At 71.0% G+C, this 21,710-nt stretch carries 19 protein-coding genes; 5 read left to right on the top strand and 14 right to left on the bottom strand.

All coding sequences use genetic code 11. The features are described from left to right. Window positions 1-184 precede the first annotated feature (184 nt). The 5 genes from tkt to pgl are packed head-to-tail and all read left to right on the top strand — an operon-like array spanning window position 185 to window position 6,787. Window positions 185-2,287, top strand: coding sequence for a transketolase (tkt, locus tag ACIQM0_RS08510; protein WP_401284681.1), 2,103 nt, complete (start codon window positions 185-187; stop codon window positions 2,285-2,287). 33 nt (window positions 2,288-2,320) lie between these two features. After that, complete coding sequence (gene tal, locus ACIQM0_RS08505; RefSeq protein ID WP_363021523.1) at window positions 2,321-3,439, top strand: transaldolase; 1,119 nt, start codon at window positions 2,321-2,323, stop codon at window positions 3,437-3,439. 5 nt (window positions 3,440-3,444) lie between these two features. Continuing rightward, entirely contained in the window at window positions 3,445-4,977 is a 1,533-nt protein-coding gene (zwf, locus tag ACIQM0_RS08500) for a glucose-6-phosphate dehydrogenase (protein WP_363021522.1), read from the top strand. Then, entirely contained in the window at window positions 4,974-6,005 is a 1,032-nt protein-coding gene (gene opcA / locus ACIQM0_RS08495; RefSeq protein WP_363021521.1) for a glucose-6-phosphate dehydrogenase assembly protein OpcA, read from the top strand. Before zwf ends, opcA begins: the two co-directional genes overlap by 4 nt. Next, complete coding sequence (gene pgl / locus ACIQM0_RS08490; RefSeq protein ID WP_401284676.1) at window positions 6,002-6,787, top strand: 6-phosphogluconolactonase; 786 nt, start codon at window positions 6,002-6,004, stop codon at window positions 6,785-6,787. The genes opcA and pgl overlap by 4 nt, the downstream gene beginning before the upstream one ends. 93 nt (window positions 6,788-6,880) lie before the next feature. On the opposite strand, the gene ACIQM0_RS08485 is transcribed toward pgl, so the two are convergent. From ACIQM0_RS08485 to ACIQM0_RS08420, 14 genes are all read right to left on the bottom strand, one after another. Continuing rightward, the gene (locus ACIQM0_RS08485) at window positions 6,881-8,434 is read right to left on the bottom strand and encodes a PH domain-containing protein (protein WP_401284674.1); all 1,554 of its coding nucleotides are present in this window, start codon (window positions 8,432-8,434) and stop codon (window positions 6,881-6,883) included. Further along, a complete protein-coding gene (locus tag ACIQM0_RS08480; protein WP_363021509.1) occupies window positions 8,431-8,934 on the bottom strand; it encodes a PH domain-containing protein in 504 nt (167 codons plus the stop codon). The genes ACIQM0_RS08485 and ACIQM0_RS08480 overlap by 4 nt, the downstream gene beginning before the upstream one ends. Before the next feature lie 4 nt (window positions 8,935-8,938). Continuing rightward, window positions 8,939-10,606, bottom strand: a complete 1,668-nt coding sequence (pgi, locus tag ACIQM0_RS08475) for a glucose-6-phosphate isomerase (protein ID WP_401285102.1) — start codon at window positions 10,604-10,606, stop codon at window positions 8,939-8,941. A gap of 166 nt (window positions 10,607-10,772) precedes the next feature. Continuing rightward, entirely contained in the window at window positions 10,773-11,108 is a 336-nt protein-coding gene (locus tag ACIQM0_RS08470; protein WP_078617917.1) for an RNA polymerase-binding protein RbpA, read from the bottom strand. A gap of 108 nt (window positions 11,109-11,216) precedes the next feature. Next, a complete protein-coding gene (gene secG, locus ACIQM0_RS08465; RefSeq protein ID WP_072483071.1) occupies window positions 11,217-11,453 on the bottom strand; it encodes a preprotein translocase subunit SecG in 237 nt (78 codons plus the stop codon). A gap of 113 nt (window positions 11,454-11,566) precedes the next feature. After that, on the bottom strand, window positions 11,567-12,343 hold the full coding sequence (gene tpiA, locus ACIQM0_RS08460; protein ID WP_385036946.1) for a triose-phosphate isomerase: 777 nt from the start codon (window positions 12,341-12,343) through the stop codon (window positions 11,567-11,569). A gap of 6 nt (window positions 12,344-12,349) precedes the next feature. Further along, window positions 12,350-13,561, bottom strand: a complete 1,212-nt coding sequence (locus ACIQM0_RS08455) for a phosphoglycerate kinase (RefSeq protein ID WP_401284670.1) — start codon at window positions 13,559-13,561, stop codon at window positions 12,350-12,352. Between the two features lie 108 nt (window positions 13,562-13,669). Beyond that, the gene (gene gap / locus ACIQM0_RS08450; protein ID WP_363021506.1) at window positions 13,670-14,680 is read right to left on the bottom strand and encodes a type I glyceraldehyde-3-phosphate dehydrogenase; all 1,011 of its coding nucleotides are present in this window, start codon (window positions 14,678-14,680) and stop codon (window positions 13,670-13,672) included. A gap of 258 nt (window positions 14,681-14,938) precedes the next feature. Then, window positions 14,939-15,928, bottom strand: a complete 990-nt coding sequence (gene whiA / locus ACIQM0_RS08445; protein WP_024494235.1) for a DNA-binding protein WhiA — start codon at window positions 15,926-15,928, stop codon at window positions 14,939-14,941. Then, window positions 15,919-16,953: a uridine diphosphate-N-acetylglucosamine-binding protein YvcK gene (gene yvcK, locus ACIQM0_RS08440; protein WP_401284667.1), complete on the bottom strand. Its 1,035-nt coding sequence runs from the start codon at window positions 16,951-16,953 to the stop codon at window positions 15,919-15,921. The genes whiA and yvcK overlap by 10 nt, the downstream gene beginning before the upstream one ends. Next, window positions 16,950-17,915 carry an RNase adapter RapZ gene (gene rapZ, locus ACIQM0_RS08435; RefSeq protein ID WP_401284664.1) on the bottom strand — a complete coding sequence of 322 codons (966 nt, stop codon included), beginning with the start codon at window positions 17,913-17,915 and terminating at the stop codon, window positions 16,950-16,952. The genes yvcK and rapZ overlap by 4 nt, the downstream gene beginning before the upstream one ends. Then, window positions 17,912-19,993, bottom strand: coding sequence for an excinuclease ABC subunit UvrC (uvrC, locus tag ACIQM0_RS08430; RefSeq protein ID WP_401284661.1), 2,082 nt, complete (start codon window positions 19,991-19,993; stop codon window positions 17,912-17,914). Before uvrC ends, rapZ begins: the two co-directional genes overlap by 4 nt. Before the next feature lie 153 nt (window positions 19,994-20,146). After that, entirely contained in the window at window positions 20,147-21,049 is a 903-nt protein-coding gene (locus ACIQM0_RS08425; RefSeq protein ID WP_401284659.1) for a hypothetical protein, read from the bottom strand. Between the two features lie 4 nt (window positions 21,050-21,053). Then, window positions 21,054-21,665 carry a papain-like cysteine protease family protein gene (locus ACIQM0_RS08420; protein ID WP_401284656.1) on the bottom strand — a complete coding sequence of 204 codons (612 nt, stop codon included), beginning with the start codon at window positions 21,663-21,665 and terminating at the stop codon, window positions 21,054-21,056. Window positions 21,666-21,710: the final 45 nt, after the last annotated feature.

Below are 21,710 nucleotides of genomic sequence, written 5' to 3'. Positions count from 1 at the left end.
GTCCCCGCGCTCATCGGAGTGGCGCATCGGTGAGCCTCCGCGCTCATACGGGAGGCGAATCCGGCGGGCCGCCCGCACCCTGGGATTACCCGGAAATCGCGGGTTGCGACGGGGGTAGGCTCGACAATGTCCGGTGCGGTCACAGCCACCGGTTTACAACAGTGGAGAGGAGCCCTGACTCAGGGTGAGCACCAAGCCGACCACCACAGACCTCCAGTGGACCGAATTGGACCAGCGGGCCGTGGACACTGTCCGCGTTCTCGCCGCGGACGCCGTACAGAAGGTCGGAAACGGCCACCCGGGTACGGCCATGAGCCTGGCTCCCGCCGCGTACACCCTCTTCCAGAAGGTGATGCGGCACGACCCCGCCGACGCGGAGTGGACCGGCCGTGACCGGTTCGTGCTCTCGGTGGGCCACAGCAGCCTGACCCTCTACATCCAGCTCTACCTGGCCGGGTACGGCCTGGAGCTGGAGGACCTCGAAGCCTTCCGCACCTGGGGCTCGAAGACGCCGGGCCACCCGGAGTACGGCCACACCACGGGCGTGGAGACGACCACCGGTCCGCTGGGCCAGGGTGTCGCCAACGCCGTCGGCATGGCCATGGCCTCCCGCTACGAGCGCGGCCTGTTCGACCCCGAGGCGGCCCCCGGCACCTCCCCGTTCGACCACATGATCTGGGCCATCGCCGGTGACGGCTGCCTCCAGGAGGGCATCTCCGCGGAGGCGTCCTCGCTGGCCGGGCACCAGAAGCTGGGCAACCTGGTCCTCCTGTGGGACGACAACCACATCTCCATCGAGGGCGACACGGAGACCGCGGTCTCCGAGGACACCCTCAAGCGCTACGAGGCGTACGGCTGGCACGTCCAGCGTGTCGCGCAGCTGCCCAGCGGTGACCTGGACCCGGCGGGTCTGTACGAGGCGCTCCAGGCCGCGAAGGCCGAGACCACCCGCCCGTCGTTCATCGCGGCCCGCTCGATCATCGCGTGGCCCGCTCCGCACGCCCAGAACACCGAGGCCGCGCACGGCTCGGCCCTCGGCGCCGACGAGGTCGCCGCGACCAAGAAGGTCCTCGGCTTCGACCCGGAGAAGTCCTTCCAGGTCGCCGACGAGGTCATCGCGCACACCCGTGAGGCGCTGGACCGCGGCCGCGAGGCCAAGGCCGCGTGGGAGAAGACCTTCGGCGCCTGGCGCACCGCGAACCCGGAGCGCGCCGCCGAGTTCGACCGCATCCGTGCGGGCGAGCTGCCCAAGGGCTGGGAGGACAGCCTGCCGGTCTTCGAGACCGGCAAGGGTGTGGCCACCCGCGCCGCCTCCGGCAAGGTGCTCCAGGCACTCGGCGAGATCGTCCCCGAGCTGTGGGGCGGCTCCGCCGACCTCGCGGGCTCGAACAACACCACGATCGACAAGACGTCGTCGTTCCTCCCGGCGGGCAATCCGCTGCCGGGCGCCGACCCGTACGGGCGCACGATCCACTTCGGCATCCGCGAGCACGCCATGGCCGCCGCCATGAACGGCATCGCGCTGCACGGCAACACCCGCGTCTACGGCGGCACCTTCCTGGTGTTCTCCGACTACATGCGCAACGCCGTACGCCTGTCCGCGCTGATGCACGCGCCGGTGACCTACGTGTGGACGCACGACTCCATCGGTCTCGGCGAGGACGGCCCGACCCACCAGCCGGTGGAGCACCTGGCCTCGCTGCGCGCGATCCCGGGCCTGAACGTCGTCCGCCCGGCCGACGCCAACGAGACCACGATCGCCTGGCGCGAGATCCTGCGCCGCTACACCAAGGTGTTCGGCAAGGGTGCCCCGCACGGCCTGGCGCTGACCCGCCAGGGCGTGCCGACGTACGAGGCGAACGAGAACGCGGCCAAGGGCGGCTACGTGCTCTTCGACGCACAGACGCCCGACGGGCACGTCGCGACGCCCCAGCTCGTCCTCATCGGCACCGGTTCCGAGGTGCAGCTCGCCGTCGGGGCGCGCGAGGAGCTGCAGGCGGCCGGCATCCCGACCCGGGTGGTCTCGATGCCGTGTGTCGAGTGGTTCGAGGAGCAGAGCCAGGCGTACAAGGACAGCGTCCTGCCGCCGTCGGTGAAGGCCCGCGTGGCCGTCGAGGCGGGCATCGCGCTGACCTGGTACCGGTACGTCGGGGACGCCGGCCGGATCGTCTCGCTGGAGCACTTCGGTGCCTCGGCCGACGCCAAGGTCCTCTTCAGCGAGTTCGGCTTCACCGCCGAGCACGTCGTCGCCGCCGCCCGGGAATCCCTCGCGGCCGCCGCGCGCTGACGCCGTTAACGACTAGTAGGAGATGCATTTCTCATGACAGACGCACTCAAGCGCCTCTCCGACGAGGGCGTGGCGATCTGGCTCGATGACCTGTCGCGCAAGCGGATCACCTCGGGCAACCTGGCCGAGCTGATCGACCAGAGCCACGTCGTGGGTGTCACCACCAACCCCTCGATCTTCCAGAAGGCGATCTCGCACGGCGACGGTTACGAGCAGCAGCTCACCGACCTCGCGACCCGCAAGGTCACGGTCGACGAGGCCATCCGCATGATCACCACGGCGGACGTCCGTGACGCCGCCGACATCCTGCGTCCGGTCTTCGACAGCACGGACGGCCAGGACGGCCGGGTCTCCATCGAGGTCGACCCGCGCCTGGCGCACCGCACGGATGCCACCGTCGCCGAGGCCAAGCAGCTGGCCTGGCTGGTGGACCGGCCGAACACGCTCATCAAGATCCCGGCGACGAAGGCCGGTCTGCCGGCGATCACCGAGGTCATCGGCAAGGGCATCAGCGTCAACGTCACGCTGATCTTCTCGCTGGAGCGCTACCGCGAGGTCATGGACGCCTACCTGGCGGGCCTGGAGAAGGCGAAGGCCGCGGGCCTGGACCTCTCCAAGATCCACTCGGTGGCCTCGTTCTTCGTCTCCCGGGTCGACACCGAGATCGACAAGCGGCTCGACGCGGTCGGCACCGACGAGGCCAAGGCGCTCAAGGGCAAGGCGGCTCTCGCCAACGCCCGGCTCGCCTACCAGGCGTTCGAGGAGGTCTTCTCCTCGGACCGCTGGTCCGTGCTCGACAAGGCGCACGCCAACAAGCAGCGTCCGCTGTGGGCCTCCACCGGTGTGAAGGACCCCGCTTACAAGGACACCCTGTACGTGGACGACCTGGTCGCCCCTGGCACGGTGAACACCATGCCAGAGGCGACCCTGGACGCCACCGCGGACCACGGGCAGATCACCGGCAACACCATCGCCGGCACCTACGAGCAGGCCCGCGCCGAGCTCGACGCCATCGGCAGGCTCGGTGTCTCGTACGACGACGTCGTCCAGCTCCTCGAGGACGAGGGCGTCGAGAAGTTCGAGGCTGCCTGGATCGACCTGCTCAACTCGACAGAGGCGGAACTCAAGCGCCTCGCCCCTTCGGAGGGCTGACCACTTTGTCTGGTGTTCCCGGAGCCAACCCGCTCCGTGACGCCCAGGATCGACGGCTCCCGCGCATCGCGGGGCCGTCGGGCCTGGTCATCTTTGGCGTCACGGGCGATTTGTCCCGTAAAAAGCTGATGCCCGCCGTCTACGACCTGGCCAATCGCGGCCTGCTGCCGCCGGGCTTCTCGCTCATCGGTTTCGCGCGCCGCGAATGGCAGGACGAGGACTTCGCCCAGGAGGTCCACGACGCCGTCAAGCAGCACGCCCGTACCCCGTTCCGTGAAGAGGTCTGGCAGCAGCTCATCCAGGGGATGCGCTTCGTCCAGGGCACCTTCGACGACGACGACGCCTTCGAGACCCTGAAGGCGACCATCCAGGAGCTCGACAAGGCGCAGGGGACGGGCGGCAACTTCGCCTTCTACCTCTCCGTGCCGCCGAAGTTCTTCCCCAAGGTCGTCCAGCAGCTCAAGAAGCACGGGCTCGCCGACCAGAAGGAGGGATCCTGGCGGCGTGCCGTCATCGAGAAGCCCTTCGGCCACGACCTGAAGAGCGCGCAGGAGCTCAACCAGCTCGTGCACGACGTGTTCCCGCCCAACGAGGTCTTCCGGATCGACCACTACCTGGGCAAGGAGACGGTCCAGAACATCCTGGCGCTGCGCTTCGCCAACACGATGTTCGAGCCGATCTGGAACCGTTCGTACGTGGACCACGTCCAGATCACGATGGCCGAGGACATCGGCATCGGCGGCCGGGCCGGCTACTACGACGGCATCGGCGCCGCCCGTGACGTCATCCAGAACCACCTGCTCCAGCTGCTGGCGCTGACCGCGATGGAGGAGCCCGGCTCCTTCCACCCGAAGGCGCTGGTCGCCGAGAAGCTCAAGGTGCTCACGGCCGTCGAGCTGCCGGACGACCTCGGCAAGCACACCGTGCGCGGCCAGTACGCGCACGCGTGGCAGGGCGGCGAGGAAGTCCTCGGCTACCTGGAGGAGGACGGTATCGACCCCAAGTCGAAGACCGACACCTTCGCCGCGATCAAGCTGACGATCAACAACCGCCGCTGGGCGGGTGTGCCGTTCTATCTCCGGACCGGAAAGCGGCTCGGCCGCCGGGTCACCGAGATCGCGATCGTCTTCAAGCGCGCCCCGTACCTGCCCTTCGAGTCCGGCGCGACCGAGGAGCTGGGCAGCAACGCCCTGGTCATCCGGGTCCAGCCGGACGAGGGCGTGACCGTGCGGTTCGGCTCCAAGGTGCCCGGCACCTCGATGGAGGTCCGGGACGTCACGATGGACTTCGCCTACGGCGAGTCCTTCACGGAGTCCAGCCCGGAGGCATACGAGCGGCTCATCCTCGATGTGCTGCTCGGCGACGCCAACCTCTTCCCCCGCCACCAGGAGGTCGAACTCTCCTGGGACATCCTCGACCCGATCGAGGAGTACTGGGACAAGCACGGCAAGCCCGCGCAGTACTCGTCGGGCACCTGGGGCCCGGCCGAGGCCGACGAGATGCTCGCACGAGACGGACGGAGCTGGCGCCGGCCATGAAGATCGATCTCACGGAAACCACTTCCAGCAAGATCAACCAGGCGCTCGTGTCGGCCCGCCGTGCCATCGGCACCCCGGCGATCGGCATGGTCCTCACGCTGGTCATCGTCACCGACGAGGAGAACGCGTACGACGCGCTCAAGTCGGCGGGCGACGCCTCGCGCGAGCACCCCTCGCGGATCATCGCGGTGATCAAGCGGGTCAGCCGTTCGCCGCGCAGCCGGCGCGACGCCCGGCTGGACGCCGAGGTCCGGGTCGGCTCCGACGCGGGCACCGGCGAGACCGTGGTGCTGCGGCTCCACGGCGAACTGGCCAACCACGCGCAGTCGGTGGTCCTTCCCCTGCTGCTGCCCGACGCGCCGGTCGTGGTCTGGTGGCCGGAGGCGGCGCCCCCCGATCCGGCGAAGGACCCGCTGGGCGCGCTCGCCCAGCGCCGGATCACGGACGCGTACTCGGCGGAGCACCCGAGCGCCGAACTGGCGGTGCGCGCGAAGTCGTACACCCCCGGCGACACCGATCTGGCCTGGACCCGGATCACGCCGTGGCGCTCGATGCTGGCGGCCGCGCTCGACCAGCAGGCCGTGGACGTCGTCTCGGCCACGGTCGAGGGCGAGTCCGAGAACCCGAGCTGCGAGCTGCTGGCCATGTGGCTCGCGGACCGGCTCCAGGTTCCGGTGGAACGCACCATGTCGGGCGGCCCGGGTCTGACGGCCGTCCGGATGGAGACCAAGAACGGCACGATCGTGCTGGACCGGGCCGACGGTTCGCTGGCCACGCTCTCCATGGTGGGGCAGCCGGACCGCGCGGTGGCGCTCAAGCGCCGGGAGACCGCGGAGCTGCTGGCCGAGGAGCTGCGCCGGCTCGACCCGGACAACACCTATGAGTCCTCGGTGAAGTTCGGCGTGGAACGGCTCGGGGAAACGGCGGGGCCCAAGGCGGCAGCGGCCGCCAAGCCGGCCGACGCCTCCGCCGCGCCCGCCGCTCCGGCCAAGAAGACGGCGGCGGCGAAGAAGGCGGCCTCGAAGTGAGCGTCGTCCCCCAGCTCGTCGTGCACCGCGACAAGGAGCTGATGGCACAGGCCGCGGCGGCCCGGCTGATCACGAAGGTCGTGGACGCCCAGGCCGCACGCGGTCATGCCTCCGTGGTGCTCACCGGCGGACGCAACGGCAACGGCCTGCTGGCCGCGCTCGCCGAGGCGCCCGCCCGGGACGCGGTCGACTGGTCGCGGCTCGACCTGTGGTGGGGCGACGAGCGGTTCCTGCCGGAGGGGGATCCGGAGCGCAACGTCACGCAGGCCCGTAAGGCCCTGCTGGACTCGGTGCCGCTGGACCCGTCCCGGGTGCACGCGATGCCCGCTTCCGACGGTGCGTACGGTCGGGACGTCGATGCCGCCGCGGCCGCGTACGCCGCCGAACTGGCCGCCGCGGCCGGGCCGGAGGACCACGGTCCGGTGCCGGTGTTCGACGTGCTGATGCTGGGCGTCGGCCCGGACACGCATGTCGCGTCGCTCTTCCCCGAGCTGCCCGCGGTACGGGAGACCGAGCGCACCGTCGTCGGTGTGCACGGGGCGCCCAAGCCGCCGCCCGTCCGGGTCACGCTCACGCTGCCGGCCATCCGGTCGGCCCGCGAGGTGTGGCTGCTCGCGGCGGGCGAGGACAAGGCGGAGGCCGCGGCCATCGCCCTGTCGGGTGCCGGGGAGATCCAGGCCCCGGCGGCGGGCGCCTACGGACGCGGCCGCACGCTGTGGCTGCTGGACGCGGCGGCCGCATCCCAGCTGCCGCGCGCCCTCTATCCGCCGGCCTCCGCCTGAGCGGACGTCAGTGGCAGTACCCGCGGGCCCGGCCTGCTCCTCGGAGCGGACCGGGCCCGCGGCGTGCAGGGCTCACCCCGCGCCGCACCGGTCTCACTCCCCCGCCGGAACCCGCTCCAGGAAGGGCTCCAGGAGGCCGTGGACGGCCTCGGAGGCGAAGTCCAGCCCCTCGGCAGCGTCCGCGTCGTACACCGTGTACTCACCCGCTCCGGCGGCTGTCGTGGCGGTGATGTTCAGCAGCCCGGCCCGCCGCTGGAAGTACGACTGGCGCACCGTCCAGCCGATCACCCCGGCCCGTTCCAGCGCGGCCGTGGAGCGGCGCAGCGCGCCCGAGCGGGTCACCAGGTATCCGCCGCTGAGGGCGTGGCCGAGGCTCCGGTAGGCGTCCCGGGCCAGCAGCACCCCCACGGGGAGGCCGACGGCAGCGCAGCCGAGCGCGATCCAGAGCAGGACGGGCGTCAGCAGGGCACCGAGCAGCGCGAGGACGAGGACCGGGCCGAGGACCGCCCAGAAGGCCCGGCGCAGCCGCCGACCGCGGGCGGTGACGGGGTGCGCGGTCAGCGGGGCGCCGGTCGGGGACACGGTCTCGCGGAGCACGGCGGCGGCGACGGCACCGGCGACCGGCCAGGGTGCGGCGGGCAGCAGGGTGTTGTGGTCGCCGTGCTGCTCCTCGTCGTCCTTGGCCAGGCCGGTGGTGATGGCGTCGACCCGGGCGGCGCCCAGCAGCCGGACGCCGAGCGGCTCGACGAGGTCGACGCCGCGCAGCCGGCGCTCCTCGATGGAGACGGACCGGGAGGTGAGCAGTCCGCGCCGGATGCGCAGGGTGCCGCCGGGTTCGCGTTCGAGGCGGTAGTTCCACCACATCTCGACCCAGAGGCCCAGCGCGCCGACGACCCCGGCGAGTACCCCGGCGACGGCGAGGAGCACGATCACCGAGAGCAGGGAGGTGTCCCGGTAGCGGTCACCGACCCATTCGATGACCTGGCCCTGCGCCCCGAACCAGTCGCTGACCTGCAGCACGGCCCCGGCCGCCGCGCCGCCGAGCGCGGGTGCGACGAACGAGACCGGTGCGTAGCGGATCCAGCGCGGGTCGAGGGAGACGAGCTCGCCCTCGCGGTGGCTGCCGGAGGTGGCGGTGGGGCCTCGCTCCAGGAGGGCGCGGCGCAGGCGTTCGCCCTCGGCCCGCAGGACCGGGTCGAGCTCCAGGGTGGATTCGCCGCCGGCGTGCTCACCGGTGCCGATCCGGACGGTGACGAGCCCGAGGACGCGCTGGAGCAGATGGGCGGTGAGGTCGACACTCCGGATGCGTTCGCGCGCCAGCGAGCGCTTCTTGACCAGCAGCAGGCCGGTGTGGAGTTCGACGCGGTCGGCGCCGACGCGGTACCGGGTGCGGCGCCAGCGTATGTAGTCGGCGCCCGCGCCGGAGGCGATCAGGAGGGCGGCGCCCGTCAGTACCCAGGCGACGGCGGGGCCGAGGCCGAGGCGTCCGGAGAGCCCGAGTGTGGTCGGCACGGCGGCACCGGCCGCGACCCCGGCGGTGACGACCGCGGTGAGCAGGACCGTACGCCCGTCGAGGCCCCGCCAGTCGGCGCCGGGCACGGCCTCCTGGCCCGGGTCGGTGCTGCCCGGGGCCGCCGCCGTGCTCATGTGGCGTCCCCGGGGGTGTCCTGGGTGATCCGGGTCAGCCGCTCGGCGAGCTCGGCCGCCAGCTCGTGGTCGAGGCCCTCGATCCGGACCGCGCCCTTGGCGGAGGCGGTGGTGACGGTGACCGTGGCGAGCCGGTAGAGCTGTTCGAGGGGGCCGCGCACGGTGTCCACGGTCTGGATCCGGGACATCGGCGCGATCCGCCACTCCTGCCACAGCACCCCCGTGCGGACGTACACCGCCTCGTCGGTGACCTCCCAGCGGTGGGTGCGGAACCACCACAGGGGGAGCAGGACGGCGCAGCCGGCGCCGACGGCCGCCAGGACCGCGGCGCAGAGCAGCAGCCAGAACCGGGCGGACGTGAGGAACACGCCCAGCACGGCCAGGACCACCACCGGACCGGCGGTCAGCAGCAGCCACCGGGTCCGCCACCAGCCGACGACCCGCGGGTCCAGCGTGTGGACCGGCGGCCGCAGCCGTACCGTCCCCTCCCCCGTGGGCATGGACTCAGCGCCCCCTGCGCTCGCGGTACGCGGCGACGAGCGCGGCGGTCGAGCTGTCCAGCCGCTCGGCGGCCTCGCGCTCGGCCGCCTCGTCCTCGGTCAGCAGCGGCTCGATCTTCTTGGCGAGGACCTTGCCCAGTTCGACACCCCACTGGTCGAAGGAGTCGATGTTCCAGACGGCGCCCTGGACGAAGACCTTGTGCTCGTACAGCGCGATGAGCTGGCCGAGCACCGAGGGGGTCAGCCGGTCCGCGAGGATCGTCGTGGTCGGGTGGTTGCCGCGGAACGTCTTGTGCGGCACCAGCTCCTCGGCGACGCCCTCCGCGCGCACCTCGTCCGGTGTCTTGCCGAAGGCCAGCGCCTGGGTCTGGGCGAAGAAGTTGGCCATCAGCAGGTCGTGCTGGGCGACCAGTCCGGGCAGCAGACCGTCGACCGGCTCCGCGAAACCGATGAAGTCGGCCGGGATGACCTTCGTGCCCTGGTGGATCAGCTGGTAGTACGCGTGCTGCCCGTTGGTGCCGGGGGTGCCCCAGACGACCGGTCCGGTCTGCCAGTCCACCGGGTTGCCGTCGCGGTCCACCGACTTGCCGTTGGACTCCATGTCCAGCTGCTGGAGGTACGCGGTGAACTTGGACAGGTAGTGGCTGTAGGGCAGCACGGCGTGCGACTGGGCGTCGAAGAACGCGCCGTACCAGACGCCGAGCAGCCCCAGCAGCAGCGGGGCGTTCTCCTCGGCCGGGGCGGTGCGGAAGTGCTCGTCGACGAGGTGGAAGCCGTCGAGCATCTCGCGGAACCGGTCCGGGCCGATGGCGATCATCAGCGAGAGGCCGATGGCGGAGTCGTACGAGTAGCGGCCGCCGACCCAGTCCCAGAACTCGAACATGTTCGCGGTGTCGATGCCGAAGTCCGCGACCTTCTCGCCGTTCGTCGACAGCGCCACGAAGTGCTTGGCCACCGCGTCCTGACCGGCCCTCAGACCGGTCAGCAGCCAGTCGCGGGCGGAGGTGGCGTTGGTGATCGTCTCGATCGTGGTGAAGGTCTTCGACGCGATGACGAAGAGCGTCTCGGCCGGGTCGAGACCCTGCAGGGCCTCGTGGAGGTCGGCGCCGTCGACGTTGGAGACGAAGCGGACGGTCAGCGAGCGGTCCGTGAAGGAGCGCAGCGCCTCGTACGCCATCGCGGGTCCCAGGTCGGAGCCGCCGATACCGATGTTGACGATGTTCTTGATCGGCCTGCCGGTGTGACCGGTCCACTCGCCGGACCTGACGCGCTCCGAGAAGGCGGCCATCTTGTCGAGCACCGCGTGCACGGCGGGCACCACGTTCTCGCCGTCGACCTCGATCACGGCGTCGCGCGGGGCGCGCAGCGCGGTGTGCAGGACGGCGCGGTCCTCGGTGGTGTTGATCTTGTCGCCGCGGAACATCGCGTCCCGCAGTGCGGCGACCCCGGTGGCCCCGGCGAGTTCGCGGAGCAGCCGGAGCGTCTCGTCGGTGACCAGCTGCTTGGAGTAGTCGATGTACAGGTCACCGACCCGCAGCGTGTATCCGGTGCCGCGCTCCGGATCGTCCGCGAACAGCTCGCGCAGATGGGTCGTCCCGAGCTGCTCACGGTGCTTTCCCAGCGCCGTCCATTCCGGCGTCTGGTTGAGCCTGGTTCGACTTTGTGCGTTCATCCCGGACATCAGCCCACTTCTCCTCGTCACCGCAGTTCCCCGCTGCCCCACCAACTTAATTGATCAGGAGGACGGACGGGACGGCGGCGGGCTGCGGCACGGCGGAAGCATTCCGGCCGGGCACCCTGGGGGTGTCCGGCCGGTGAACAACTTCTGGAAACGCGAGCTAGATCTCGCCGCGGAGTTTCGCGAGGGCTTCGGCGAGGATCGCCTCGCCGTCCTCGTCGCTGCGCCGCTCGCGCACGTACGCGAGGTGCGTCTTGTACGGCTCGGTGCGCGGCGGGTCCGGCGGGCTGTCGCGGTCCTGGCCGGCCGGGAAGCCACAGCGCGGGCAGTCCCAGGTCTCCGGTACCTGCGCGTCATGGGCGAAGCTCGGCTGCGTCTCGTGCCCGTTCGAGCACCAGAAGGAGATGCGGGCGCGTGGCGCGGACTCGCCGCGCTCGGCCTCCCCCATCGGCCCCGCTCCGACCCGGCTTCCCCGGATCGCGTTGCCACTTGCCACGGTCGTAACTCCCTGCGTGATGGTGCTCGAAGATGCCCCAGTCTACGTAAGGCCCAACGCGCGTCCAGTGATTGGAGTTACACCCTCACAGGAATCGCGTACGACGGGTCAGTTGTCCAGCTTGATGAGCAGACCAAGCACCACAATGCATGCGAACCAGCCCAGACCGACCACGACGGTGATCCGGTCGAGGTTGCGCTCGGCGACCGAGGAGCCACCGACGGACGACTGCATGCCGCCACCGAACATGTCGGAGAGACCGCCGCCCTTTCCCTTGTGCATCAGCACCAGCAGCATCAGCAGCAGGCTGAAGACGATCAGGGCGATCTCGAACGCCAAAATCACGGCTGGTCCCTACTTTCCGGAATTCCTGGACTGCGTATGCGAACAACGGGGGCCGGGAGGCTGTGCCCTCCTCGGCCCCCGCAAGGGTACGACGGATCCGCGCTACCGCATACTCACTGGTCGCGGAAGCGGACGATCTTGACGAACTCGTCGGTGTCCAGTGCGGCGCCACCGATCAGCGCGCCGTCCACATCGGGCTGCGCCATGATCGCGGCGACGTTGCCGGACTTGACCGAGCCGCCGTACTGGATGCGGACCGCGTCGGCCAGCTCCTGCGAGTACAGCTCCGCGAGACGGCCGCGGATCGCACCGCAGACCTCCTGCGCGTCCTCGGGGGTGGCGACCTCACCGGTGCCGATGGCCCAGACCGGCTCGTAGGCGATCACGATGGACTCGGCCTGCTCGGCCGGGACGTCCTTCAGCGCGCCGTCCAGCTGGGCGAGCGTGTGGGAGACCTGCTCACCGGCCTTGCGGATGTCCAGGCCCTCGCCGACGCAGAGGATCGGGGTCAGGCCGTGCCGGTACGCGGCCTTCACCTTGGCGTTGCAGACCTCGTCGGTCTCGGCGTGGTACTGGCGGCGCTCGCTGTGTCCGACGGCGACGTAAGTGCACTTCAGCTTGGCGAGCATGGCACCGGAGATCTCACCGGTGTACGCGCCGGAGTCGTGCGCCGAGATGTCCTGGGCGCCGTACTTGATCTTCAGCTTGTCGCCGTCGACCAGCGTCTGCACGGAGCGCAGGTCGGTGAAGGGCGGCAGGACGGCGACCTCGACGGCGTCGTAGTCCTTGTCGGCCAGGGCGAAGGAGAGCTTCTGGACGTGAGCGATGGCCTCAAGGTGGTTGAGGTTCATCTTCCAGTTGCCCGCCATCAGCGGGGTGCGGGTGGTCATGAAAGGTCAGTCCTCCAGTGCGGCGAGGCCGGGAAGCGTCTTGCCCTCAAGGTATTCGAGGCTGGCGCCGCCACCGGTCGAGATGTGTCCGAACGCGTTCTCGTCGAAGCCCAGGATGCGGACGGCCGCGGCGGAGTCGCCACCGCCGACCACGCTGAAGCCGGACGAGTCGACGAGGGCCTGGGCGACCGCCCTGGTGCCCTCGGCGAAATCGGGGTGCTCGAAGACGCCCATCGGGCCGTTCCAGAAGACGGTGGCCGCGTCGGCGAGCTTCGATGCGTAGAGCTTGTTGGTCTCCGGACCGTTGTCCAGCCCCATCTGGCCGGCCGGCATGGCGTCGGCGGCGACGGTGGTGGGGTGGGCCGGGGCCTTGGTCTTGAGGTCGGGGAACGCCGGGGCGACCACGACGTCGACGGGGAGCACGAACTCCACGCCCTTCTCCTCGGCGCGCTTGAGGTACTCCAGCACGACCGGGATCTGGTCCTCCTGGAGCAGCGAGCTGCCGACCTCGTGGCCCTGGGCCTTGAGGAAGGTGTACGCCATGCCGCCGCCGATGAGGATGCGGTCGGCCCGCTCCAGGAGGTGGTCGATGACGCCGAGCTTGTCGGAGACCTTGGCGCCGCCGAGCACGACCGCGTAGGGCCGCTGCACGTCATCGGTGAGCTTCTTCAGGACGCCGACCTCGGTGGCGATCAGGTCGCCCGCCGCGTGCGGCAGCCGGGCGGGAAGGTCGAAGACCGAGGCGTGCTTACGGTGCACGGCGCCGAAGCCGTCACCCACGTACACATCGGCGAGCTCGGCCAGCTGGTCGGCGAACGCGCCGCGCTCGGCGTCGTCCTTCGACGTCTCGCCGGCGTTGAAGCGGAGGTTCTCGATGACGGCGACCTCGCCGTCACCGAGAGCGGCGACCGTGGCGCGGGCGGACTCGCCGACCGTGTCGGTCGCGAAGGCCACGTCGGTCCCGAGCAGTTCACCGAGCCGGGTGGCCGCGGGCGCCAGCGAGAACGCCGGGTCCGGGGCGCCCTTGGGGCGGCCCAGGTGCGAGGCGACGACGACCCGGGCACCGGCCGCGGCCAGCTTCTCCACGGTCGGCTGGACGGCGCGGATGCGGCCGTCGTCGGTGATGGTGGTGCCGCTGAGCGGCACGTTGAGGTCGGCCCGGACGAATACGCGCTTGCCGGTGACCCCTTCGGCGAGAAGTTCGTCGATGGTCTTCATCTTCTGGACTCCTTGGAGGGACGAGAGAGCATGCAACGAGGCTCGAACTGCGCTTCATTGCGCTGTTCGAGCCCCGTACTCACATCGAGGTGCCTGCCGGTTCGAAGGTCAGAGCTGGCTGCCGACGAAAACGGTCAGGTCGACGAGGCGGTTGGAGTAGCCCCACTCGTTGTCGTACCAGCCGAGGATCTTCACCGTGTTGCCCTCCTGGACCATGGTCAGGGAGGAGTCGAAGGTGCAGGACGACGGGTCACCGACGATGTCCGAGGACACGATCGGGTCCTCGGTGTACGTCAGGAAGCCCTTGAGGTCGCCGTCGTCGGAGGCCTTCTTGAACGCGGCGTTGACCTCGTCCTTGGTGACCTCGCGCTCCAGGGTCACGACGAGGTCGGTGGCGGAACCGGTCGGGACCGGGACACGCATCGCGATGCCGTCGAGCTTGCCCTTGAGCTGCGGGAGGACCAGAGCGGTCGCCTTGGCGGCACCGGTCGTGGTCGGAATGATGTTCTCGGCGGCGGCGCGGGCGCGGCGCAGGTCCGAGTGCGGGAAGTCCAGGATCCGCTGGTCGTTCGTGTACGCGTGGACCGTCGTCATCAGGCCCTTGACGATGCCGAAGTTCTCGTCGAGAACCTTGGCCATCGGCGCCACACAGTTGGTGGTGCAGGAGGCGTTGGAGATGACGTGGTGGCTGGCCGCGTCGTACTTGTCCTGGTTGACGCCCATCACGATGGTGATGTCCTCGTCCTTGGCCGGAGCCGAGATGAGGACCTTCTTGGCGCCGCCGGCGATGTGCTTGGCGGCGTCGGCCTTCTTGGTGAAGATGCCGGTCGACTCGATCACGATGTCGACGCCCAGCTCGCCCCACGGAATGTCCGACGGGTTGCGCTCGGAAAGCACCTTGATGGTGTGGCCGTCGACGGTGATGGTGTCGGCGGTGTGGCTGACCTCGGCCTTGAGACGACCCAGAATGGTGTCGTACTTCAGCAGGTGAGCCGTGGTCGCAGTGTCACCCAGGTCGTTGACAGCCACGATCTCGATGTCCGCACCCTGCTCCAGCAGCGCGCGGAAGTAGTTACGACCGATGCGGCCAAAGCCGTTGATGCCTACGCGGATCGTCACGAACCGATCTCCTCGTTAGGTACGCCGGTTTTCGACGCCGGCGAGTTGTATGGGATGTCCCCGACCGCCTACGACACTACCCCTCCGAGGCCCCGGGAGTGACATCGAGCGGGGCGGGAGGGACGGCGGGGTCCCGTACTCCCCAGTAGGAGTACGGGCCTCCGGTTGCCCTCCCCCGCCCGCTGCGACGACTACGCAGGGTCAACGCCCCCGGGAACGTGGCGCGTTCCTGCTCCGGTCCGCCGGCGAGGGCCCTGATCAGCCGACCAGGCCGTCGGCCAGCTCTTCGCTGAGGGTGGATTCCGTGCTCGGGATACCCAGGTCCTGGGCCCGCTTGTCGGCCATCGCCAGGAGCCGGCGGATACGGCCCGCGACGGCGTCCTTGGTCAGCGGCGGATCGGCGAGGGCGCCCAGCTCCTCCAGGGAGGCCTGCTTGTGCTCCATGCGCAGCCGTCCGGCCGCCGCGAGGTGCTCGGGCACCTCCTCGCCCAGGATCTCCAGCGCGCGCCCCACACGGGCACCCGCGGCCACCGCGGCCCTGGCCGAACGGCGCAGGTTCGCGTCGTCGAAGTTGGCGAGGCGGTTGGCGGTGGCGCGGACCTCGCGCCGCATCCGCCGCTCCTCCCAGGCGAGCACCGACTCATGGGCACCCAGTCGGGTGAGCAGGGCGCCGATCGCGTCACCGTCGCGGACGACGACCCGGTCCACGCCGCGCACCTCGCGGGCCTTCGCCGCGATGGAGAGCCGCCGGGCGGCACCGACCAGAGCGAGCGCCGCCTCCGGCCCCGGGCAGGTCACCTCCAGCGAGGAGGAGCGCCCCGGCTCGGTGAGCGAGCCGTGCGCCAGGAAGGCCCCGCGCCAGGCGGCCTCGGCATCGCAGGTGGCCCCCGAGACCACCTGCGGGGGAAGCCCGCGGATGGGACGGCCGCGGCCGTCCACCAGACCCGTCTGGCGGGCCAGCTGGTCGCCGCCCGCCACCACCCGTACGACGTAGCGGGAGCCGCGCCGCAGCCCGCCGGGTGCCATCACGATCAGCTCCGAGCTGTGCCCGAAGATTTCGAGAATGTCCCGCTTCAGCCGGCGCGCCGCCATCGCGGTGTCCAGCTCCGCCTCGATCACAATCCGGCCGCTCACCAGGTGCAGCCCACCCGCGAACCGAAGAATCGCCGAGACTTCTGCCTTCCTGCAGCAGGTCCGGGTTACGGGAAGCCGAGAGATTTCGTCCTTCACCGCTGGCGTCATCGCCATGGGCCGATCCTTCCATGCATCCGAAAAATACGGTCGTACGCGGCGGCCAACAGCTCCGGATCGTGAATCGGAACGCCGTCGGGTGAGGCAACCGGCGCCAGCTCGACCGCGGCACCGAGCCGTTTCGCGGCATCGGAGAGGGACTCGCGGTCGGGCACGGCGGCCTCGTCGGCCAGCACCACGTCCAAGGCGAGTTTAGGGGCGTGTCGTCCCAAAACCTCCAAATGACGCTGCGGAGAGAAGCCATCTGTTTCACCGGGTTGCGGCGCGAGGTTCAGCGAGAGGACCTTCCGGGCCTTCGTTTCGATCAGCGCGTCCAGCAGATCGGGGACGAGCAGATGGGGGATGACCGAGGAGAACCAGGACCCCGGACCGAGCACCACCCAGTCCGCGTCCAGGACCGCGGCGACCGCCTCAGGGACGGCCGGCGGGTCGGCCGGGACGACGTGCACGGACTGCACCTCGCCCGGGGTGAGCGCCACGGTGGCCTGGCCGCGCACCGTGTCCACCTCGTCCGGGCGCTCCGGGTCGTGTCCCCGTACGAGCGCCTGGAGCTCCAGGGGCACGGCGGACATCGGGAGCACCCGGCCCTGCGCCCCGAGGAGCTTGCCGACCAGGTCCAGGGCCTGGACGTGGTCGCCGAGCTGCTCCCACAGGGCGACGATCAGCAGGTTGCCGACGGCGTGCTCGTGCAGATCGCCCTTGGACTGGAAGCGGTGCTGGATGACCTGGGCCCAGGTCTGGCCCCACTCGTCGTCGCCGCACAGGGCGGCCAGCGCCTTGCGCAGGTCGCCGGGCGGCAGCACGCCCAGCTCCTCGCGGAGCCGGCCGCTGGAGCCGCCGTCGTCGGCGACGGTGACCACGGCGGTCAGATCACCGGTGATCCGCCGCAGCGCGGTCAGGGAGGCGGACAGCCCCATGCCGCCGCCGAGGGCGACGACCTTGGGCTGTGCGCCGCGCTTGCGGCCGGACAGCCCGGAGGTGGCCCTGCGCAGCCGGCGCAGACGTATGGTGCGGCTGGTCACTCGCGCCCCATGTCCCGGTGTACGAGCACGGTCTCGATCCCTTCGGCGGCCAGCCGGGCGGAGAGCTTCTCCGACATCGCGACGGAGCGGTGCTTGCCGCCCGTGCAGCCCACGGCGATGGTCACGTAGCGCTTGCCCTCGCGGCGGTATCCGGCGGCGATGAGCTGGAGCAGCTCCGTGTACTGGTTGAGGAACTCCTTGGCGCCCGGCTGGTCGAAGACGTACGCGGAGACCTCCTCGTTGAGCCCGGTGAAGGGGCGCAGCTCGGGGACCCAGTGCGGGTTGGGCAGGAACCGGCAGTCCACCACCAGGTCGGCGTCGACCGGCAGCCCGTACTTGTAGCCGAAGGACATCACCGTGGCGCGGAGCTCCGGCTCCTCGTCGCCCGCGAACTGGGCGTCCATCTTGGCGCGCAGTTCGTGGACGTTGAGGCTGGAGGTGTCGATCACCAGGTCGGCGTCGCCGCGCAGCTCGCGCAGCAGGTCGCGCTCGGCGGCGATGCCGTCGACGATGCGGCCGTCGCCCTGGAGGGGGTGCGGGCGCCGGACCGACTCGAAGCGGCGGACCAGCGCGTCGTCGGACGACTCCAGGAAGACGATCCGCCTGGTGACGCCCTTGGCCTCCAGGTCCGCGAGGGACTCCCGGAGGTTGTCGAAGAAGCGGCGGCCCCGTACGTCGACGACGACGGCGATCCGGGCCACGTTGCCCTGGGACCTGGCGCCGAGCTCCACCATGGTGGGGATCAGCGCGGGCGGCAGGTTGTCCACGACGAACCAGCCGAGGTCCTCCAGACACTTGGCCGCGGTGCTGCGTCCGGCGCCGGACATGCCGGAGATGATCACCAGCTCGGGGATGGCCACCGTGCTGTCGCCCGTCTCGGCCGGGGTGCCCGTACTCATCTGTCCTGCTCCGTCTGCTCGGTCGGTGCGGTCGTGCCCTTGTTCATGTTCGCGCTCAGTCATGTCTTGCTGCCCCCGTCGTCCTCTTCGATGATCTCTCCTGTGGCCGTGTTCACGGCGGGCGTGGCCGGGGTGGTCGAGGCCAGCGCGACGGCCACTGATTCCGCCGTCCTGCGGCCTATCCCCGGAACCTCGCAGATCTCGTCGATTGTCGCCTGCCTCAGCTTCTTCACGGAGCCGAAATGCTTGATCAGGGCCTGCTTCCGGGTCTCTCCGAGACCGGCGACGTCGTCCAGGGGGCTGGAGCGGATGCGCTTGGCCCGTTTGGCGCGCTGGTAGGTGATGGCGAAGCGGTGCGCCTCGTCGCGGATGCGCTGCAGGAGGTAGAGGCCCTCGCTGGAGCGGGGCAGGACCACCGGGTCGTCGTCATCGGGCAGCCAGACCTCTTCGAGGCGCTTGGCGAGGCCGCAGACGGCGATGTCGTCGATCCCCAGCTCGTCCAGCGCCCGCTTGGCCGCGGCGACCTGGGGCTGGCCGCCGTCGACCACGAGGAGCTGCGGCGGGTAGGCGAACCGCTTGGGCCGGCCGTCGTCCTCGCGGGGCTCGGCGGCGGCGTCCGGGGCGGGGCCTTCGGGCGCGGGGCCTTCGGGCGCGGGGTGCGCGGGCGCGGGGCCGGTGGGCGCGGGGCCCGTCCGCGCGGGGTCCGCGTCCGCCGGGGTGTCCTCCCACTCCCCCGTGCGCTCCTTCTCCTGGAGGTAGCGCCGGAAGCGCCGGCCGATCACCTCGTGCATCGAGCGGACGTCGTCCTGTCCCTCGAAGCTCTTGATCTGGAAGCGGCGGTACTCCCCCTTGCGGGCGAGCCCGTCCTCGAAGACCACCATCGACGCCACCACGTCGTCGCCCTGGAGGTGGGAGATGTCGAAGCACTCGATGCGCAGCGGTGCAGTGTCCAGGCCGAGCGCCTCGGAGATCTCCTCCAGGGCCCGGGAGCGGGTCGTCAGGTCGGACGCCCGCTTCGTCTTGTGCAGCCCCAGGGCCTGCAGGGCGTTGCGCTGGACCGTGGCCATGAGGTCCTTCTTGTCGCCGCGCTGCGGGATGCGCAGGCTGACCTGGGAGCCCCGGCGGTCGGCCAGCCACTGGGAGACCGCGTCGGGGTGCTCGGGGAGGGCCGGGACGAGGACCTCCTTGGGGACGGCGTCCCCGGCCTCCTCGCCGTACAGCTGCTGGATCGCGTGCTCGACCAGTCCGGAGGTGTCGACGTTCTCCACCTTGTCGGTGACCCAGCCGCGCTGCCCGCGGACCCGGCCGCCCCGGACGTGGAAGATCTGGACCGCGGCCTCCAGCTCGTCCTCGGCGACCGCGATGAGGTCGGCGTCGGTGGCGTCGGCGAGCACGACGGCGCTCTTCTCCATGGCGCGCTTGAGCGCCTCCACGTCGTCGCGGAGCCGGGCCGCCCGCTCGTACTCCATCTCCTCGGCCGCCGCCATCATGTCCTTCTCCAGGCGGCGGATGTACGCGCCGGTGCGGCCGGCCATGAAGTCGCAGAAGTCGTCGGCGAGTTCGCGGTGCTCCTCGGGGGTGACCCGGCCGACGCAGGGGGCCGAGCACTTGCCGATGTAGCCGAGGAGGCAGGGGCGGCCGGTCCTGGCGGCGTTCTTGAACACCCCGGCGGAGCACGTGCGGACGGGGAATACCCGCAGCATCAGGTCGACCGTCTCGCGGATCGCCCAGGCGTGGCCGTACGGACCGAAGTAGCGCACGCCCTTCTTCTTGGCCCCGCGCATCACCTGGACGCGCGGGAACTCCTCGTTGAGCGTGACCGCGAGGTACGGATAGCTCTTGTCGTCGCGGTACTTGACGTTGAACCTGGGGTCGTACTCCTTGATCCAGGAGTACTCCAGCTGGAGCGCCTCGACCTCCGTGGAGACGACGGTCCACTCCACGGACGCGGCGGTGGTCACCATCGTGCGCGTACGCGGATGGAGGCCCGCCAGGTCCTGGAAGTAGTTGGCCAGGCGCTGGCGCAGGTTCTTCGCCTTCCCGACGTAGATCACCCGGCGGTGTTCGTCGCGGAATTTGTAGACCCCCGGGGAGTCGGGGATCTGTCCCGGCTTGGGGCGGTAGCTGGAGGGGTCTGCCATGTCTCCCACCCTACTTGCGGGCAGTGACAGCGCGGCGTGCCCGTGGACGGCGCCGTGCTCCGGAGCGCGCGTTGGGGTACGCGCCCCGGAGCACGGGGTCGTCGGGCGCGGGCGGCTCCGGCCGTCAGCCGCGCCCCCGCCTCGCCGGGCCGGTCACCGGGCCCGGCGGCGGCGCAGGGCCTTCGCGCCACAGAGGCCGAGCAGGGCGGCGGCGCCCGCCGCCGCGGCGCCGGAGGCGGCCGTCAGCGCGGTGTCCGCGCCCCGGTCCGCGCCGGTGTCCGCCGCGATGGCAGGCCCCGGCCGGGCGGCGGCCGCGGGGTGTCCGGCGGCCGGTTCCGCTGCGGCGGGTCCGTAGCCGCCCGCCCGGCCCGAGCGGGCGTATCCGGAGCCGGGGAGCTTGTCCGCGTACGCGGCGCGCACCCGGGTGCGGTAGGCGGCCAGGGTGGTGCCCCGCGCGCCGACCGCGTGCACCGCGTCCTGGTCCAGCGGGAGCACCCGGCTGCCCTTCTGGACGTACCAGGCGTTGATCTGCGGCTCCCGGAAGACGGTGCCGCCGGGCAGTGTACGGGCGCCCGCGGCCGTGTACCGGGCCTCGTCGTCGCCGGTGGCGATGTTCACCACCTGCCACCTCCCGTCCTTCCCCGGCTCGGGGAGCGTCCACAGGGACGCCTTCTGCCCGTCCGAGGAGACGGCGGTGCTGGCGAGGTAGTCCAGGCCGGCGACCGGGGCCCCCGGTTCACCGGCGACGAAGTCCGCGGCCAGGGTGCGTACGGGCACGGCCGCGCCCTCGATCCGCGGCGCGGCCGCCGCCCGGGTGACCGCGCCCTCCCGGGCGAAGAACCGGGACAGCGTGTCCAGGGTGGCGGGGTCGGTGGCGGCCTCGTGGGCCGCCGCCAGGGCCGCCGGAGTGGCCGCGGGACCGGTGGCGGCGGCCGCCTGCGGGGCGGCGACGGTGAGCAGTGCGGACCCGGCCAGCACGCCGGCCGCGGCGAGGGCCGCCGCGGCCGAGCGCGCGGTGCGTGCGGCGGGGTGGACCGGGACTCCGGTGGAGGTCATGCCGTCACGCCCCGATCCGGTAGAGCGAATGGGTCCAGGAGAACTCGCTGTTGTTCACGTACCAGGCGTGCGAGGCCCAGTTGTAGCGGTTGTCGGAGGGCCAGGGATCGCCCCAGTAGACCCAGCTGTTCGCGTCGTCGTAGCCGTACAGCACGTGCATGTGACCGCCGCCCGAGGACCACTGGATGCGGGTCTCCACCGGCCTCCCGGCGGCGATCTCGGCCTGCACGGTGGGATAGCGCAGCCAGCCGGTGACGTACGAACCGGGGCTGATGCCCGCCCAGGACAGACCGTCCTGGACGTTGCCGAGCGAGGCCTGCGAGTTGGGGCACTCGTAGCCCTGGCCCCGGCCGAACGCGGCGTTGCAGAACTCGTTCTGCGTGTGGTTGCGGCCGAACCAGGCGGCGACGGTGTTGCCCGCCGCGGCCCAGCACCAGTTGGTCTTCTGCTGGGCCTGCATGGTGATGTTCAGCCGCTGGGCCGCGGCGAGGGTGGCGGTGGGTGCGGAGCTGTTCCGCTCCGACGCGGTGGCGGTCGCCGCGGGTACGGCGAGCAGCAGGGCGGCGAGTACGGCCGTGACCGGCAGCAGTCGGGGCCTGACTCTTCGGTTGCGCATGGTGGTCCTCCCGGGGCGGGGGGGTGGGGTTCCAAGGAGCGCGTC

Source organism: Streptomyces sp. NPDC091387 (genome assembly GCF_044756945.1).
Taxonomy (GTDB): Bacteria; Actinomycetota; Actinomycetes; order Streptomycetales; family Streptomycetaceae; genus Streptomyces.
This window is presented reverse-complemented; position numbering and strand designations above follow the sequence as displayed.